The sequence below is a fragment of the Methylobacterium sp. ARG-1 genome (assembly GCF_001262595.1).
Lineage (GTDB): Bacteria > Pseudomonadota > Alphaproteobacteria > Rhizobiales > Beijerinckiaceae > Methylobacterium > Methylobacterium brachiatum.
This window is the reverse complement of record NZ_LHCD01000016.1, coordinates 39495-58076: the sequence shown is the minus strand read 5'-3', so window position 1 is coordinate 58076 and position 18582 is coordinate 39495. Positions and strand designations below refer to the sequence as shown.

Genomic DNA, 18582 nt, shown 5'->3' with positions numbered 1-18582 from the left:
TGCGACGCTGGCGAGGGGCGACCTGCACCGTCATCGCGAGCGCCCCGAAAGCGGACAGGTCCAATTTCTGCTCAGGGTCATCTTCTACCGCCGAGCAGAACCGAGGTGTTTGCCCGCGTTCCGGCAGCTCTCACGGCAACCTGTACGACTGGATCGGGCCGCTTTTCGCCGGCCTGCCTTCAAGCCGCCGACCCAGAGAAGCGGGCGGCCGCCGGAGACACGACATCGGCAGCCTTGCGCCCGACCACGCAGGCTCCTCAGAAGCGTAGCTGCATCCTTGCGGTCCCGGCATGCGAGAGGAAGTGGTCGCCGACCTGGCCCTGATACTCGCCGGTCACCTCGATGCCGCCGCCGAGGCTGATCTGGAAACCAAGCCCCAGCTCACCGAGGCGGTCGGGGATGGTCGATTCCGTCGAGAACAGCCCGAGCGCGCCGGTACCCTGGAAGCTCGCCTTGCCGGTGAAGTGGTCGTCCGAGAGGAGCGTGACGCCGAGGGTGCCGAAGGGCCGGATCCAGCGCCCTTCGTCGAGGTCGATCCGCCCGCCGATCTCCAGCATCGGGCTGAACGCCATCAGCGTCTTGGCGACCGGGCGCATGTCGAGGTTGAAGCCCGGGGCGCCGGTCTCGGAATAGGCCGGGCTGTAGCTGTAGAGCAGGTCGAGATCGGCGTAGGGCTTGAGGTACCAGTCCCCGAACAGGACCTGATAGCTCGCCCGCAGCCTGCCGCCGGCGGTCAGGATCCCGGATTTGCTGCGCGCCGTGGCGGTGGTGCCGCCGAAATCGATCAGGCGTTTGTTGTCGGCCCAGGCATAACCGAGATTGGCCGAGGCTGCGAGGAGCCAGGGGCCGATCTGGTGCTTGAGCGCCGCCGAGACGTCGCCGGCATCGCTGGTCGTCCCGGTGATCCGGTCGGGGTCGCTCTGGAGCGCGCGGGTATAGGCACCGGTGAGGCCGAAGAACCAGTCCGGGGCGAACTCGGTCTGGAGACCGCTCTGGTAGCTGAGGGCGCTCTGGTGGTAGCCGACGTCGTCGGCCGTCGCAGACTGGGTCGTGTGGGCGCTGGTGATGCGGCCCCAGACGCACTCGCCCTCGCGCAGGAGCGTGCCGGTGCCGGTGAAGGCCGGGCAGCTCATGGCCCGTTGGAGGCCCTTGCGGGTGTCGAGGGTCCGGTCGGTCAGGTTGTCCTGGTTGGATTCCGGCTTCAGCTCGTCGAGGGCGGCGGCGTAGGCTTTCTGGCTGTCGACCGAGAGGAAGCGCCCGTAGAGGGTTCCGAGCTTGGTGGTGTTGCCGTCCCAGGCATCCTGCAGGCCCTGGGCGACGCTACGCTGGTCCGAGGTCAGCGTCACGCCCGTCGGCTCCGTGAACCGGGCCCTCGGGACCAGTGAGAGGCTGTCGCCCGATGCAACGATCGACCAGGAGATTGGGACCGCGCCGGAATGGATACTGCCGCCGGTCGCCATGGCACTGCTCTCCATGATCCGGCCGGCCCGGAGGAAGGTGTACTGGCCGGGCAGCAGCCCGTCGATCAAATGTGGCTCGACCACACCCTTCAGGGAGGCGGTGCCGGTCACGGTCAGGAGATCGGTGCGCAGGGCGCCCTCCGGCGCCAGGGGTGCGACGTCGACCAGCAGACGCCCGTACTCGCTCTGCGTGAAACTGCCGGTCACTGTCGCGCGGGCGACCCGGCCGACGCCGCCGATGTCGAGGATGGCGCTGTTGTGCAAGCGGCCGTTCGGCCCCAGGGCGATGACGCCGTCGGGGCCGGTGCGCAGGATCGCCGAGGTCGCACTCGCGTTCTGGAAACCGCCGTTGATGAAGGTGACGCTCCCCGCCTGACCGGCGGCCAGGTCCACGTCGCCGATCACGGTGCCGTAATTGTTGATCTCGCCGGCGGAGAATGCGCCGACGATGGCCCGGCCCGAAGCCGCGCTGACCACGGCGCGCCCGCCGATCACGATCGTATTGTAGCGCCCGCCATCGATGCGGATCGCCGCCCCGGTGCCGCTGCCACCTGTGACGAGGCCGTTCACCCGGAGGTTGATCCTGCCGCCCCGCTCCGGGTCCTGGTCGAGGCTTCCGTCGGTGCGTTGGACGCCGGATTGGGCGAAGATCGCGTTCGCGTCGAGGCCTGACGCAATGATCGAGCCGGACGCGTCGATAGTGATGTTGCCGCCCTTGCCGGTGGAGTTGGGACGGTTCTGGCCCGACGCCCCGGCAGCCGGGCCGGTCAGATCCAAGAGCAGGCCGCCGCCGCCGCCGAGGCTCTGGGCGAGGAGGCCGTGGGACTGGGCGCCCGTCGTGCGGATCGCGCTGCCGTCCTCCAGCGTCACCCGGATGAGCCCGCCATCGCCGTCGGAGCCGTCGCGCAGCGCGTAGGGAACCGCGTAGCCCATCACCTGATGCGCGCCGCCATAGCCGCCACCGCCGCCAATCGATTGCAGCAGCAAAGCCGGTGCCGCGTCACCGGTGGTGGAGACCTGGGCACCCGCGGCGAGGCTCACCGTGACCGGACCGCCATTCCCCGAGGCGCCGCCCGCGCCGCCGATGCCGAACGTGTATTTGTGGCCGCCCGGGCCGGCCGCGACCGAGGCGAGCCCGCCGCCGCCGCCGATGCTCTGAGCCAGGATGCCGACGGCGCCAAAGCCGCTCGTGGCGATCGTGCCGGATTGCACCACCGAGACGATGCCACCGTTGCCCGCCATGCGTCCGGAGCCGCCGAGCGTCAGGCTTCCGGATTTCTCCGACACCTTTGCTGGATCCTCCGGAGGGGCGATCCGCTCGATATCGAGCGCCGAGAGCAGGGCATCCGCCAGGGCCTGGGCGTCGCTCTTACCCCCGCTCTTCTTCGAAGCGCCGGTCTCGGCCTTGCCCTCGGAAGCGCCCTTGGCGGAGGCCGCCGTTCCGTTCTCCGCGGCGGGCGTATCGGTCTTCTCGTCGTCCGTGCCGGCGGATGGCACGGAGAAGCTGCCGCCGCCACCGCCGATGCTCTGGGCGACCACGGCATGGGCCTCGGCCCCGGTGGTGGTTACCGCGCCGCGGTTCTCGACCTGAACCCATCCGCCATTCGCCCCGGTTCCGCCGGAGCCTCCGACGGTGAGGTTGAAGGTCAGACCCTTGTTCGCGCTGCTGTTGGCGACGCTGCCGGCCACGCCATTACCGCCGCCGCCGCCGATGCTCTGCGCATAGAGACCGTAGGCGGCGTCCTCGAGGGTAGCGACGCCGCCGGTATTCAGGATCTTGACCGTACCACCAGTGTTGCCGCTGCCGCCCGTGCCGCCGAGCGTCGCCGTCAGATTGGTCTTGTTTGTCGCTTCCGCGAAGGAGAGCCCGCCCTGGCCGCCGCCGCCGCCGATGCTCTGAGCCAGGATGCCGTGTGAGCCGATGCCCTGCGTCCGGATGGTGCCGCCATTCTCGACCGAGACGGCACCGCCGTTCCCGCCCTCCGCGCCGTTCCCGCCGAGCGACAGGGTGAACGAGGCGTCGGGCAGCTTGTTGGCGCCCTTCTTCTGCGCCTCCAGATAGTTCGAGACGCCGGTGCTGTAGGACTTGAGCGCCTTGCCGAAATCGGAATTCTTGAGCTCGTCCGCCAGCTTCTTGTACGTGTCGCTGGTCTTGATGTCTTTCAGGAATTGATCGAGATCGTCCTTGTTTTTCTTGTCTTTTGCCCATTCTTCATAGGCGTTGACGCCAATCGTCTTCTTGATCTGCTTCCAGATCGCTCCCACGGTGTCCGGGTCGGAAACGTCACGCGCCGCGACGCTGCCGCCCATGCCGCCGCCGCCGCCGATGCTCTGCGCGGCGATCCCGTGTGAGCCGTCACCGCTGGTCGCGATCACGCCGCCGGCGGCGTTGGTGACGGTCACCTCCCCACCGCTGCCGCCGCTGCCGCCCTTGCCGCCGAGCGTCAGGTTGACGGCGAGCTTGCCCACGGCCGATCCGGAGACGGTGCCGCCATTGCCGCCGCCCCCGCCGATGCTCTGAGCCTCAATGCCGTGCGCGTTCGACCCGCCGGTCGTGATCGCGCCCCGATTCGTCACCGTCACCAAACCGCCGGCGTTGCCTTTCCCCGTCCCGCCGCCGATCGTCTCCGTCACCGAGAGCGTATCGGCGATCGGAAGCTTTCCGACGAGGCTGTTGAGGGTCTTGTCGAAGGAGAAGCCGGGGGCCGCGAGGCTTGAGGCGTTGCCGCCGTTGCCGCCGCCGCCGCCGACGCTCTGCGCAAGGATGCCGACCGCGTCCGCCCCCCCGGTGGTGACGCTGCCGGACTGCGTGACCGTGACCGCGCCGCCGATCCCGGCGACACCCGCGGTTCCGCCGATGCTCCGCGATATCGTGACGTTCTGCTTGAGGCTCAGGCTGTTGCTCGTCGCGGTGGCGCCGCCGCCGTTGCCGCCGCCACCGCCGATGCTCTGTGCCGCGATGCCGATGGCGCCGTCCCCGGAGGTGCGCACCACCCCGCTATTCTCGGCCGTCACCGTGCCGCCATTGCCGCCGCTGCCGCCCTTACCGCCCAGCGTCGAGGACGCCGAGACGGCCATCTGGCCCGGCGGCGCGACCGCCAGCGCGTAGGCCGCCGCGTCCCCGCCGATACCGCCGCCGCCGCCGACGCTGAGGGCCAGGAGGCCGATGGCGGAGTCGCCGTAGGTCGTGACCAGGCCAGAATTGATCACACCCGCCACGCCGCCGTTGCCGCCATCCCCGCCCGAACCGCCGATCGCGGTGGAGAAGGCGAAGCTCGGCAGCGCCTGACCGCTCGGTGTGACCAGGGGCGCCGTGATCGCCATCGCGCTGGCGAGACCGCCGACCCCGCCCCCGCCGCCGATGCTAAGGACGGACAGACCGTTCGCGCCGAAACCCGAGGTCGTCACGGTCGTGCTGCTATCGATCCGGGCCTCGCCGCCGCTGCCGCCCTTCCCGCCGGATCCGCCGATCGCCCAGGAGGCCGAAATCACCGCGCCGACCGCGATGCTCTTGACGTCGCCGCCCACCCCGCCGCCGCCGCCGATGCTCTGCACCAGCACGGCCGTCGATCCGTCCCCGGCCGTCTCGACCAGACCGCCGATGCCGGTGATGCGGGCGAGGCCGCCATCGCCGCCGCCGCCTCCGCTGCCGCCCAGGCCGACCGAGAAGAAGGCTCCAGCGGGGAAGGAACCGCCGCCGCTGCCGCCACTGCCGCCTATGCTCTGCGCCAGGACCCCGAAAGCCGTCGAGCCTTCGGTGAGGACCCGGCCGCCTTCGTTGATGATCGTGGCAGTCCCGCCCGTCCCCCCCGTGCCACCGTCACCGCCGCGGCCGAACCAGTGCGAGATGCCCCCGGCGCCGCCGCCAGTGGTCTTGGATGCCACCTCGAGGGCCGAGAGCGGCAGAGCCGAGAGGGCGCTGCCGCCGCCGATGCTCTGGGCAACCAGGCCGGTCGCGCCGGCGCCGGTGGTCGTCACCGTGCCGCTGTTGGTCAGGGTCACCGTCCCGCCCGGGGCGGCGTCGCCACCGCTGCCGCCGCCGAAGACGCCGCCGCCGCCCTGACCGCCGGGCCCGCCGACCGATTGCGCGACGAAGCCCAGCGCGTAGTCGCCCTCCGTGACGATCGTGCCTCGTTGGGTCACCGTCACGGTGCCGCCGTCACCGCCCCGGCCACCGGGCCGGCCGCCGGCATCGGGCTGAATCCCGCCGTTGCCGCCGATGCTCTGGACGAGGCCGCCGAGGGCATAGTCGCCGGAGGTCCGGATCGTCCCGAACGTGTCCAGGCGCGCGGTGCCGCCCGCGCCACCCTGCGTCACGAACGGGTTGCTGAACGCGGTCCCGGACCCGCGGATCGCGCCCGCGCCGCCGATGGACTCGACGATCACCGCCGTCGCTCCGACACCGTCGGTAATCACTTGGCCGGACCGCGTCACCGTGAGCGCGGCCGGGCCGCCGGCACCGCCCCGTCGGGACGCGGTCTGGTCCGCGTCGGTGCCCCCGGCACCGGCATTGCCGCCGATCGCGCTGACCCGAACCCCGAGGAAGGCCTGCCCCTCGGTCGAGACGCGGGACGACAGGGTCAGTCTGGCCGGCCCGGCATCGCCGCCGCCGCCGACATCCTTCTGGGCGTCGCCGCCGTTTCCGCCTCTGGAATATACCCAGAACCGGGGAATCGGCTTGAACTCAAGCTGGGAGACGCGGTTCCGCGTGACATAGCCGACCTGCTCGCCCTGCCCGGTCACGTCCTCCGCCAGCGTCGCGGTAACGGCACCGCCGCGTCCGCCCTTGGCACCTGGGACGGATGCCCAGGCGCGCGTGTCGCCCCGGCCGCCTTTTCCGCCCTGCGATCCGATTGCGATCGTTGCGCCCGCATCGCGTCCTGCGGCTGCGGGATCGACATCGATCAAACTCAAGTCGCCGCCGTTCTGGCCGGGCGTCGCGTCGACATTCGATAGGAAAGCGTTGGCTTGTCCGTTCCGGCCGTCCGCGCCGACCGTCACCTGCGGAACCGGTCGTTCGGCAGCGCGCGCCGGCATAGCCGCGATCAGAGCCAGAGCAGCAACGGACGAGACCAGGAGCTGGCGCGGGTTGCGGGCGTTCTGGCCGCAGGCTGGGACATACAGCTGACCGTAGAAGGGCGGCATCGAAACAAGTCTCTTTGCCCGCACGGCCGTGCAGGCGCACGCAGCCATCGGCGGGTGGGTCGGGGTGTTCGGCGGACCGGACCGCCATGCGTCGACGGCACTTCGACGCGGTGTCAATTTCTCATCGGCATGGTTAATGAAATCTTTATGACAAAGGTTGCGGCCCACAAACGTCAATCGCAAGCCTTGTCTCGATATTAATAAAATATTGATCTTCAAATTACCAGAAAATTTGATGTATTAATTTGGATAATCCGTATTCAATTCGATATGTTACGGAATACATAGGGAAGATCTCATTTCAAACTCTGCATCTTTGGCCGCAATCGTTCTGATTCCCTTGATCATTCGACTGCACCCGCCCTCTTTTCGTCCCCGGCGGCCTTCTGATGTGCGCGCATGGCGGTGCAGTCGAGGACCACCATTACCTGGCCGAACGCCGCGCTCCCTGCACGCGGCCGAGTAGACGTTCCCACAGCCCACCGTGGACCCGATGGAGATCTGCGCCGCACGCCGCCATGGCCCCGGTTCTTGTGGGATCGCGCGCCACTTGGCACCGTTCTGATGGCGCCACAGGATCGCCGAGCGCGTGCGCCGCAAGTCCTGTGGCAGCGTTTCGCCTTTGACCGCAAAGCCTCTCTCAACGGCTCCGGAACAGCTCGAAGCGCGTCGCTCGGCATCGTCCCCCCTCAGTCGAGGGCGAAAACGTATACTGGACCAGAGGGTTCAGGCGACGACAGGCCCTAACCCCGCGCCGCCGCCGCGGCGCCATAGCCGGCCCGGCGGCCGAAGACGACGCCGGAGGTCAGGCCCGAGCCGCCGGGATAGCCGTTGAAGAACACGCCGCCGACCATCTCGCCGCAGGCGTAGAGGCCGGGGATCTCGCTGCCGTCCTCGCGGCGGACGCCGCCGCCCTCTCCGACCTCGACGCCGCCATACGTGAAGGTGATGCCGCCGGTGACCGGGTAGGCCTTGAACGGCCCCGCCTCGATCGCCTGGGCCCAGTTCGACTTCGGCAGGGGAAGCCCCTGGGTGCCTCGGCCGTCCTTCACGGTGGGGTCGAACGGCACGGTGTCGTCCACGGCCGCGTTGAAATCCGCGATGGTGCGCCTGGCCGCCGCGCGGTCGATGCCGTTGAGGTTGTCTAGGAGCCCGTCGAGCGTGTCCGCCTCGACGAAATGGGCGTCGTGGAACCGGTACTCGCTGTAGAGCAGATGATCGACCTTGGCATCGAAGATCTGCCAGGCGACGTGGCCGGGCTGCTCCATGATCGAGCGGCCGAACTGGGCGTAGGTGTAGTTGCGGAAGTTCTTGCCCTCGTCGACGAACCGCTGCCCGTCGGCATTCAGCATGAGTCCCAGGAAATAGCAGATCTTGCGGTAGTGCTTGCGCTCGCCGTGGGGCAGGAAGAGATTGCCGTAATCGGGGGTGTGCAGGTCCATCGGCGTGGCGTGGCAGCCGCCGTAGAAGCCGTGCGGCTTGGCACCGAGGGCCAGCGCCATCTCCAGCCCGTCGCCGCGGTTGTGCGGCGTACCGCGGACCCGGGCCTTGTCCCAGCCCGCGCCGATGAAGCGGGTGCGCAGTTCGGGGTTCGACTCGAAGCCGCCGCAGGCCAGGATCACAGCCTTGGCCCGAAACGCGCCTTGGGGCGTCTCCACGCCGACGACGCGGCCCGCCTCGACGATCAGCCCGGTGGCGGGGCAGCCGTAGCGGATCTCGCCCCCCGCCTTGGTGAAGGCCTCCAGCTCGGCCCGGGCGAGGCCGAACCCCTCGTCGTGGGTGGCGAGCGTCAGGCCGCCCCAGAACACGAAGCGCCCGTCCTTCTCGAAGGATTGCCGAGAATAGATCGGCTCGAACTTCACGCCCTGGGTCGATAGCCAGCGCAGGGCCGCGCCGCTCTCGTCGATCAGGATGCGCTGCTCACGCGAGAGCGGCCGTCCATCGTTGAAGCCGAGCAGGTCGGCCTCAAAGGTCTCGGCCGTGTAGGCGCCGAAATCGGTGCGCGGCAGGCGTGGATCCTCCGGGTTGGCCAGCAGCGGGATCAGGTCGTCGTTGCCGTGATAGACGAACCGCATGGCGCCGGCCGTGTAAGCAGTGTTGCCGCCGGCCAGATCCGGCTCCGCCTTCTCGATCATCAGCACCGAGGCGCCGCGCTCCAGGGCGGCGAGGCCCGCGCTCATGGCGGCGTTGCCGGACCCGACCACCACGACATCCCAGGATTCCGCGTGCCGCTCCTGCATCCCCGCCCCCACTCCGTCATCTCGATTTCGAAAATTGTATACGCTCGCATGCAATATCCGGCAAGCGTTCCGGACGTTCCGGTTTCGCGCTAAGGCCCCGATCGAGGAGAGCCGGACATGAAGGCGAGCGAGTCGGAGCGCTCCAACGGCGCCGCGGCCTATGAGCGGCTGCTACGCGCGATCGAGGAGGGCGAAATCGCGCCCGGGAGCCGCCTGCGCGAGGCGGATCTGGCCGAGCGGTTCGCGATCAGCCGCACGCCGGTGCGGGAGGCCCTGGGCCGCCTGGAGGCGCAGGGCCTCGTCGCGCACGAGCCGCACCGGGGCGCCAGCGTGGCGCAGCTCGATTACGGGCAGGTAAGTGAGCTCTACGACATGCGCGAGGTGCTCGAGGGGACGGCGGCCCGGCTCGCCGCGATCCATGCCAGTGCGGTGGAGACCGAGATCCTGGAGGAGATGATCGCCCGTGACCGGACGCTGACCGGCGATGCGGCAGCGCTCGCGCGCAACAACCGGCTGTTCCACCGGCAGATCCACGCGGCGGCGCGCAATCGCTTCCTGCAGGGCACCCTGGAGACGATGCGCCTGTCGCTGGTGCTGCTGCCCGGCACCACGACGCTGGCCGCCCCGGAGCGCGCCGGAGAGTCCCTCGACGAGCACGCTGCCATCATCGCGGCGATCCGCGCCCGTGACGGTGACCGGGCCGAGGCGGCGGCGCGTGCACATATCCGTGCCGCCTTCAAGGCGCGGATCCGGATCTGGCAGGGGGTGTAGCCCCCGCCCTCAGGCGTGGGCCGGGACCCGGGCCTCCCGCGGGCCGCCCCGGAACAGGGCGAGCGTGGCGACGATCCCGCAGGCGGCGGCCGCCATGAGCCAGTAGCTCGGGGCGGCGCGGTCGCCGGTCTGGTCGATGAGGTAGGTCGAGACCATCGGGGTGGCGGTGCCGAACAGGGCCGTGGCGAGGCTGTACGCCAGGGAGAAGCCACTGGCCCGGACATGGGCCGGGACGACCTCGGACAGCGCGACGATCATCGCGCCGTTGTACACCCCGAAGAAGAACGACAGCCACAGCTCGACCCCAAGCATCTTGCCGAAGGTCGGATCGGCCACGAGCCAGTGCAGGGCCGGGTAGGTGGTCAGCAGCGACAAAACCGAGATCGTCAGCAGCACCGGCTTGCGCCCGACCGCGTCCGAGATCGCACCACCCACGGGCAGCCAGATGAAGTTGGTGACCGCCACGCACAGGGTGACGATCAGGCTGTCGGTCTCGGTGAGCTTGAGGACATTCTTGCCGAAGGTCGGGGTGTAGACAGTGATCATGTAGAAGGTCACCGTGGTCATGGTCGACAGCATCATGCCGAGCAGCACGATCCGCCAATTGGCGGCCACGGTGGTGAGGATCTCGCGCGTGCTCGGATGATGGGTCCGCCGGGCGAAGTCCTGCGTCTCCTGCAGGGAGCGCCGGATGAAGAAGATGAACGGCACGATCAGGCAGCCGATGAAGAACGGGATCCGCCAGCCGAAATCGCCGATCTGCTGCTTCGTCAGGTAGGCGTTGAGCCCGTAGCCGATCACGGCGGCGAACATGATCGCCACCTGCTGGCTGGCCGACTGGAACGCCGTGTAGAAACCCTTCCGCCCGGGCGTGGCGATCTCGAACAGGTAGATCGAGACGCCGCCGATCTCGACGCCGGCGGAGAAGCCCTGCAGCAGGCGCCCGGCCAGCACGATCAGCGGGGCGGCGATGCCAATCGTCCCGTAGCTCGGGCAGAAGGCGATCAGCACCGTGCCGCTCGCCATGATCGCCAGGGTGACGATCAGCCCCTTCCGGCGCCCGATCCGGTCGATATAGGCGCCGAGCACGATCGCCCCGAGGGGCCGCATCAGCGCGCCGAGCCAGAAGGTGCCGAAAGTCAGGAGCAGCTCGGTGGTCTCGTTGCCCGAGGGGAAGAACGCCCGCGCGATGGAGCTGGCGTAGAAGCCGAACAGGAAGAAGTCGAACATCTCCAAGAAGTTGCCGCTCGTCGAGCGGAGGATCGCACCGATCCTGGATTGCAGGTTCGCCTCGACGGCACCCGGATCACCGGCCATGACGCAACGCTCCGGATTTCAAGCTCATACGCCGATCCATTTCATCGCGATGATGGTCCCGGTCACCGTGAGCGCGCCGCCGATCCGGGTGGCGATCTGAGCGAACGGCATCAGCGCCATGCGGTTGGCGGCGGTGAGGATCGCCACGTCACCGGTGCCGCCCTGGCCGCTGTGGCAGGCGTTCACGATGGCGGTCTCGATCGGGTACATCCCGAGCGCGCGGCCGACGAAGAAGCCTGTGACCATCAGCGTCGACACGGTCGACACGATGGTAATCAGGTTCACCAGGGTGAAGGCCGCCATCAGCTCGTTCCAGGGGGTGAGCGCCACCCCGATGGCGAAGAGCAGCGGGTAGGTCATCGAGACCTGGACGAACTTGTAGACCACGAAGCCGCCGGCCTGGAGATGGGGCGACACGGCGCTGCCGAGCTTGGCGAACACCGCCAGGAACAGCATCGCCACCGGCGCTGGCAGGCCGACGAGGTGATGGGCGATGACCCCGAGCAGGTAGAGGGTGATGGCCGTCAGCCCGGCCGCGCCGATCGTGGCGGCGTCGATCTGGCCCCTTGCCGCTTCGGAGCGGGCCTGCGCGTCGCTCGCTTCCATGCCCTCGTGGCCGGGCTGAAGCCGGCCCTCGCCGGTAAGGTCCGGATAGCGCTTGCCGACATAGTTGAGGGTGCCGGAGAAGATGATCGCGGTGAGCGAGCCGAGCATCACCGGCGGCAGCACCTGGGCGAAGACCACGCCTTGCTGCTGGCCGAGGATTGCGGCGTAGCCAATCGAGAGCGGGATCGCACCCTCGCCGACGCCGCCGGCCATGATCGGCACGACGATGAAGAAGAAGGTCTTGTAGGACCCGAGTCCCAGGGCCGTGCCGACCAGGGTGCCGACGATGGCGGCGACCACAGAGCCGGCGGCCAGCGGGGCGAAGATCTTGAGGAAGCCCTTGACCAGGACGTCGCGATCCATGCCGAGGATCGAGCCGACGATGATCGTGGCGATGTAGATGTAGAGGAAGTTGGTGAACTTCGTGAAATCGAAGATCGCCTTCTCCATCTGAGGCGGGATCAGCTTGTAATAGACCAAGGCCGAGGGGATGAAGGTCGCGAAGATCGCGCCCGCGCCGATGTTGCGCAGGACCGGGAGCCGCTTGCCGATCTCGGCGCAGGTGAAGCCGCCCATGACCAGGACCGCGATCATGGTCGGACCGTCCGGCTTGACCTCACCCTCCTGGACCAGGACCACCAGCAGGATCGCCAGGATGACGTAGAGCGGCAGCGGGATGATGCCGATCTTCATGTCGACCAGGCGCCACCAGCTCTCGGGCCAGAACCGGCCTGCGCGGTGCGCGGCGCTCACAGTCTCAGCCGGCGCCGGCACGGGGCTGGTCGAGGCGGAACTGGTCATCGGCTTCCTCCGGACTTCCGACCACGAATGGGCCCTTCCGGCCTTCGCCGCGCGGCTCCGGTCGCCCCGACGGTCGCGACCTGGGCCGCGCGGTTGGCGGAGAAAAAGTCGAATCCGGCGTATCAGCGCCCGCACAGGGCGGCAACGCGATCAACGGGACAAAGCGCGCCACCTGTATTGGGGACAGGGATTAAACCGGCGCCTCCTTTCGTAGCCCGGACATACGCTCGAGAGCGACGCCGGGCTGGAGGCCCCGCGCCGGCCCGTCGGATCAGAAGTCGCGCTGCACGCGGAAGCGGACGTGGGTCATCGAATCCTGCGTCGCGGTGCGCGGGACGAAGGTGCCCGCGTTGATGCCGGCCACATTCGCGTAGGCGGTCGGGCTCTTGTCGGCATCAATTACCCGGCCGCTCCGCACGCCGATCTGGGTGTAGAAGGCCTCGACGCCGATATCGAGGTCGGTCACCGGCGACCAGATCAAGCTGCCGCCGAGCACGAACTGGTAGGTGTCGCGCAGGGCCTGGCTCAGCTGGTAGAACCGGGTGCCCGGGACGCCGACGGCGTTGCTGCCGAACACGGCGGTGCTGCTCGGGCTCACGAGGCTGTAGAGCGCGCCCTGGGCCAGGCGGGCACCGGCCGAGAAATCCTGCTCGCCGTAGGAGCCGAACAGCGCCGAGCGCCATTCCGGCGACCAGTAATGCAAGTACGACGCGACCGCCGAGAAGCTGGCCGAAGTCTGGAGCTGGCCGGTGAACGGGTTGATCGACGCGTCCGCGAAGTACTGCTCGAACTTCTGAGTATCGAAGCCGGTGTTGGATTGCCGGTAGCAGCCGGCGATCATGCAATAGCCGGCGTAGCTCTGCGCGCCGTTGGCGTAGGCCCCCTGCAGGTAGAGGGTATCCCCCGGGGCAATCGACGGCAGGTTGAACTTAACGCCCCCCTGCACGGCCCAGCCCTGGACCGCGTCGGTGTGTGGGATCCCGGTTAGCACGCCGCCGGTCCCCGCGGCCGGCGCGGTGCTCAGGTTGCCGACATTGATCTCGTGCGTGGCGGCCGAGAGCTGGGCCGAGCCCCAGTCCTGGTCGACCCGCAGGACCCCGACAAAATCGGGCAGCCGCGAGCGCTGGATGGTGTCGACGTTGCCGTAGCGGGACGGCACGCCGTTGGCGTAGCCGACGAAGACGGGCGTGACCGCGGCGGTGTTGGTGAACGGCGCGAAGACCGGCGAGCGCGTGAAGACCGGATCCTCGATCGACACGGTCGCCGACAGGCCGTTCCCGAAGGTGCCCGTGTAGGCGAGCAGGTTGGTCGACGCGTTGTCCGAACCGGACGTGGCGCCGTAGAACTCGAAGTCGTGCGCGTAGAAATCGTAGAACGACGAGGCACGCCCGGCGGTGAGCCCGGCGAACTGGATGAACGCCTTGTCGACGTTCACGTATTGCTGCACGCGGCCGGCCTCATCGACGCCGGTGGCGCCGTAGGCCTGGCCGATGCGCAGCATCGTGCCGGAATGGATGACGCCCGTGCGTGAGGCGGCGTCGAGGCGCGCGAAGGCGCGCAGGGTGCCGTAGGCGGTCTGCGTGCGGGCATCGAGGTTGAAGCGCGCCAATCCCCGGTAGCCCGACGTGTCGCCGGCAGCGCCCGGCTGGCGGCTGGACGAGGTCTGGTAGGCCCCCTCGAACCGGGCCCGGCCCGAGATGCGCAGGCAGGTATCGGTCCCCGGGATGTAAAAGAAGCCGGCACCGAAGGCGGAGCAGACCCGGACATACGCGATCGGGGCCGCCTTCTTGACCGGCAGGTCGGCGGCGTGGCCGGATCCGGCTGCTGCGAGCGCGGCGGCAGAACCCAGCAGGGAACGCTTCAACACATTCATCAAAACCCCCAGAAGTCTGAAGCCGAGGACGGCACCGATTCCCGTATTCCCTGCCAAACGCAGGTGTAATTTTATTTTCTTATGTGAGATGGAAGATGTTTCCGGAGTAAAACGCGCAAGACTCATCTTTCACGGATCATTCTGCGATCCGTGCTTTTGGCTTTCAACGTTCATTCCACGACCCGCACATACATTCATAATCTTGTTGCGGATCAGCAACAAAAGCATATCGATTATTATCCAGTAATATTTGTCATCTTTAGAATAGGATAGACAAATTTATGTGGGATGCGAATTTATCCAGCGCAGCATTGTTCAGTAACTCTCGCGCGATACTCTGATCACATTCGGCCGACGCAAGGGCACGTTCGCCCAGTGCAAAGGCCAGCCGAGCGCAGCCGGCGACGGAGCTAGGTCTGGACGGACGCTCAGGCGGGCCGGATTTGCGGGCGGTGGCCACTCGCCGCGGCTCCTCCGGCGAAGAAGGCTTGGAGGGATCGAATCAGAAGTCGCGCTGGACGCGGAACCGGATCTGCGAGACCGAGTCCTGGGTCGCGGTGCGCGGCACGAAGGTGCCGGCGTTGATGCCCGCGATGTTGGCATAGGCGGTCGGGCTCTTGTCGAGGTCGATCGCCCGGCCGCTCTTCAGGCCGATCTGGGTGTAGTAGCCCTCGAGGCCGATATCGAGGTCCTTCACCGGCGACCAGATCAGGCTCGCGCCGGCGACGAACTGGTAAGTGTCCCGCAGGGCCTGGCTGAGCTGGTAGAACCGCGTGCCCGGCGCGCCGACGGCATTGGCGCCGAAGGGATTGCTGCCGGCGAGCGAGCTCACGAGGTTGAAGGCCGCGCCCTGGGCGAGACGGGCGCCGCGGCCGAAGCTCTGCTCGCCGTAGGAGCCGAAGACGGCCGAGCGCCAGTCCGGCGACCAGGAGTGCAGGTACGACGCCACCGCGGTGAAGCTCTGCGAGGTCTGTAGCTGGCCGGTGACCGGATCGATCGTCGCGTCGGAGAAGAACTGCTGGAACTTCTGGCCCTGGATCGTCGCGGGGCTCTGGCCGGCCGAGCCGCTGAAGGTCGAATAGCCGGTGTAGAATTGCGCGCCGTCGGCATAGGCGCCCTGCAGGTAGAGGACGTCGCCCGGAGCGTCGAACGGCGCGTTCAGCTTCACACCGCCCTGCACCGCCCAGCCCTGGGCGCTGGTGGTGTGCGCGACGGCGGCGTTCGTGCCGGTGCCGAGCGCGATGTTGCCGACGTTCAGCTCGTGCGTGGCGGCCGAGATCTGGGCCGAACCCCAGGCCTGGTCGAGGCGCAGGACGCCGACGATATCGGGCAGGCGTTCGCGCTGGATGCTGTCGATGTTGGCAAAGCCCGACGGAACGCCGCGCATGTAGCCCGCGAGGACCGGGGCGACCGGCGCGATGCCCCCCGATGGCGCGAAGATCGGCGTACGCCGGAAGACCGGATCTTCCACCGACAGGGTCGCCGACAGGCCGCCGCCGAAGGTCGCCGTGTAGGCGAGCAGGTTGGTGGAGGCGACATCCGAGCCGGCGGTCGCGTTGGAGAGCTCTAAATCGTGGGCGTAGAAGTCGAAGAACGAGGAGGCGCGACCGGCGGTGAGCCCGGCAAACTGGATGAACGCCTTGTCGACATGCATCACCTGCTGCACGCGGCCGTTCTCGTCGGCGCCGGTCGCGATATAGGCCAGGCCGAGGCGCTCCTGGGTGCCGGAGCGCCCCACGCCGGCCGCGCCCGCCCGGCTGCCGGCATCGAGGCGCACGAAGGCGCGCAGGGTGCCGTAAGCAGTCTGCGTGCGGGCATCGAGGTTGATGCGCAGCAATCCCCGATAACCCGACGTGTCGCCGCCGTTGGTGCCGGCCTGGCGGGTATAGTTGGTGATGTAGCCGCCCTCGAACCGGGCGCGGCCGGAGACCCGCAGGCAGGTATCGGTGCCCGGAACGTAGAAAAAGCCGGCGCCGTAGGCCGAGCAGACGCGGACATACTCGAGTGGCCCGGCCTTCCTGACCGGCAGGTCGGCCGCACGGGCGGATCCCGACGCCGCGCAGGCGACGGTCGATCCGAGCAAAGCATACGCCACCAGTCTCATCAACGGCCCCAATATTTGCACGTCAAACGCGTGTTGCTCCGGCCGGACTCGTCGGTGCATGCCGTTATTCCCGCGCCACGCACGCAAGTCGTGCTTCGACGACGGAGACTTTCACGCTCATGCCGTGATGTGTGAGACTTGTACGACAAACATCATTGGGACAACTGTCACAAGGAAGCAGTTTACAATACATTCGAACGTGCTGTAGCAAAGCAACTTATGAACAATTCAATGGAAACTATATAAAATATAACCGCAATTCTCAAAACACGTTATGCGGCATAAACAGACCCGCTACGCGATCAATTAGAAGCGATGCGGCAGATATTATTGGTCTCTGTTTCCTGATCGACGTGGCGCAGAAATCCGGCCTCTGTTCTGCTGCCGGAGGAATGGCCCTATCCGATCCCGATGCGGTGAACCGAATCGGCTGGACGTCGTTGCGAGTGATGGCGACGCAGCGCCCAGCCGGGGCGACGCACGGCTGGACGGTCCGCGAAACCGGTAACCGCCCGCGATCCAGCGATGCCAGCGCCGCGGGATCCGGCGCGCTCGCTCGGCACCGCGATGCCGGCGTTAAAAAAAAGCCCGGCACAGGGCTGGGCTTTGAAAGTCGAGATGCACGAGGACGGGTGCCGAGACCGAAGCCTCGGCACCAATATCGCGGACTAGAAGTCGCGCTGGACGCGGAACCGGATCTGCGAGATCGAGTCCTGGGTCGCGGTGCGCGGCACGAAGGTGCCGGCGTTGATGCCCGCGATGTTGGCATAGGCGGTCGGGCTCTTGTCCTGATCGATCGCCCGGCCGTTCTTCAGGCCGATCTGGGTGTAGTAGCCCTCGAGGCCGATATCGAGATCCTTGACCGGCGACCAGATCAGGCTGGCACCCGCCACGAACTGGTAGGTGTCGCGCAGCGCCTGGCTCAACTGGAAGAACCGGGTGCCGGGAACGCCGACGGCGTTCGCGACCGGGTTCGGCGTCACGAGATTGGCGACGAGGCCCTGGCTGAACCGGGCGGTCTTGGCGAAGTTCTGCTCGCCGTAGGAGCCGAAGAACGCCGAGCGCCATTCCGGCGACCAGTAGTGCAGGTACGAGGCGACCGCGCTCACGGTCTGCGACGTTTGCAGCTGGCCGGTGAACGGGTTGATCGTCGCATCCGAGAAGTACTGGGTCAGCCTCTGGCCCTGGATGGTGGCCGCGTATTGCTGATACGAGCCACTGAACGCGGAGTAACCCGTATAGAGCTGCGCCCCATCGGCATAGGCACCCTGCAGATACAGGGCGTCGCCCGGCGCGATGAACGGCAGGTTGACCTTCAGGCCACCTTGCACCGCCCAAGCCTGGACGCTTTTGGTGTGCGCAACACTGGCGTTCGCGCCGGCGACGGGCGTCGTCGCGATATTGCCGACGTTCAGCTCGTGAGTGGCGGCTGAGAGCTGAGCGGAGCCCCAGGCCTGATCGAAGCGCAGGGCGCCGACGAAATCGGGTAGGCGCTCGCGCTGCACGGTGTCGATGCTGCTGACGACGGTCGGAACGCCCCGGCCGTTGTAGCCGACGACCACGGGGCTGACGGGAGTAGCCGGACCGGTCGGCGCGTAGATCGGGGTGCGGCGGAAAATCGGGTCTTCCACCGAGACCGTCGCCGACAGGCCGTTGCCGAAGGTCGCCGTGTAGGCGAACAGGTTGGTGGACGCGACATCCGAGCCGGCGGTAGCGCCAGAAAGCTCGAAGTCGTGGGCGTAGAAATCGAAGAACGAGGATGCGCGACCGGCGGTGAGCCCGGCGAACTGGATGAACGCCTTGTCGACGTTCACGAATTGCTGCGCGCGCGCGTTCTCGTCGACGCCGGTGGCGGCGTAGGCCTGCCCGATGCGCTGTTGCGTGCCGGAGGTGCCGATGCCGGAATAGCCGGTCCGGCTGCCGGCATCGAGGCGCACGAAGGCGCGGAGCGTGCCGTAGGCGGTCTGGGTGCGGGCATCGAGGTTGATGCGCATCCGGCCCTGGTAGCCCGACGTGTCACCGTTGCCCGTCTGGCGCGAGTTGCTGGCCATGTAGCCGCCCTCGAACCGGGCGCGGCCGGAGACGCGCAGGCAGGTGTCGGTGCCGGGGATGTAGAAGAAGCCGGCACCGTAGGCCGAGCAGACGCGGACGTACTCGATCGGCGCGGCCTTCTTGACCGGCAGGTCGGCGGCATGGGGTGCCCCGACCGCCGCGAAGGTAGCGGCCGAGCCGAGCAGCGAGCTCTTCAAGAGCTTCATAGATATC

At 67.9% G+C, this 18582-nt stretch carries 8 protein-coding genes and 1 pseudogene; 1 reads left to right on the top strand and 8 read right to left on the bottom strand.

Features of this window, described 5'->3' with window-relative positions; genetic code table 11:
• Window positions 1-257: 257 nt before the first annotated feature.
• The 3 genes and pseudogenes from AKJ13_RS16535 to tcuA form a co-directional block, all read right to left on the bottom strand.
• Window positions 258-6605 (bottom strand): autotransporter outer membrane beta-barrel domain-containing protein, encoded by a 6348-nt coding sequence (locus tag AKJ13_RS16535; protein WP_050734335.1) that lies wholly within the window; start codon window positions 6603-6605, stop codon window positions 258-260.
• A 392-nt stretch (window positions 6606-6997) separates the two neighbouring features.
• Window positions 6998-7285: pseudogene (locus tag AKJ13_RS32695) on the bottom strand (IS5/IS1182 family transposase); the annotation flags it as partial.
• 63 nt (window positions 7286-7348) lie between these two features.
• Complete coding sequence (gene tcuA / locus AKJ13_RS16530) at window positions 7349-8845, bottom strand: FAD-dependent tricarballylate dehydrogenase TcuA (RefSeq protein WP_050734334.1); 1497 nt, start codon at window positions 8843-8845, stop codon at window positions 7349-7351.
• Between the two features lie 117 nt (window positions 8846-8962).
• On the opposite strand from tcuA, the gene AKJ13_RS16525 reads away from it, so the two are divergent.
• Window positions 8963-9616, top strand: a complete 654-nt coding sequence (locus AKJ13_RS16525; RefSeq protein ID WP_050734333.1) for a GntR family transcriptional regulator — start codon at window positions 8963-8965, stop codon at window positions 9614-9616.
• Window positions 9617-9625: 9 nt separating this feature from the next.
• Here AKJ13_RS16525 and AKJ13_RS16520 read toward each other — a convergent pair whose 3' ends face one another.
• The 5 genes from AKJ13_RS16520 to AKJ13_RS16500 all read right to left on the bottom strand — a co-directional run bounded on the left by AKJ13_RS16520 (window position 9626) and on the right by AKJ13_RS16500 (window position 18575).
• The gene (locus tag AKJ13_RS16520) at window positions 9626-10933 is read right to left on the bottom strand and encodes an MFS transporter (RefSeq protein WP_050734332.1); all 1308 of its coding nucleotides are present in this window, start codon (window positions 10931-10933) and stop codon (window positions 9626-9628) included.
• A 24-nt stretch (window positions 10934-10957) separates the two neighbouring features.
• Window positions 10958-12340, bottom strand: coding sequence for a 2-hydroxycarboxylate transporter family protein (locus tag AKJ13_RS16515; RefSeq protein ID WP_050734331.1), 1383 nt, complete (start codon window positions 12338-12340; stop codon window positions 10958-10960).
• Window positions 12341-12611: 271 nt separating this feature from the next.
• On the bottom strand, window positions 12612-14213 hold the full coding sequence (locus AKJ13_RS16510; protein ID WP_050734384.1) for a porin: 1602 nt from the start codon (window positions 14211-14213) through the stop codon (window positions 12612-12614).
• 502 nt (window positions 14214-14715) lie between these two features.
• The gene (locus AKJ13_RS16505) at window positions 14716-16317 is read right to left on the bottom strand and encodes a porin (protein ID WP_050734383.1); all 1602 of its coding nucleotides are present in this window, start codon (window positions 16315-16317) and stop codon (window positions 14716-14718) included.
• Window positions 16318-16985: 668 nt separating this feature from the next.
• Window positions 16986-18575, bottom strand: a complete 1590-nt coding sequence (locus AKJ13_RS16500; protein ID WP_050734330.1) for a porin — start codon at window positions 18573-18575, stop codon at window positions 16986-16988.
• Window positions 18576-18582 lie beyond the last annotated feature (7 nt).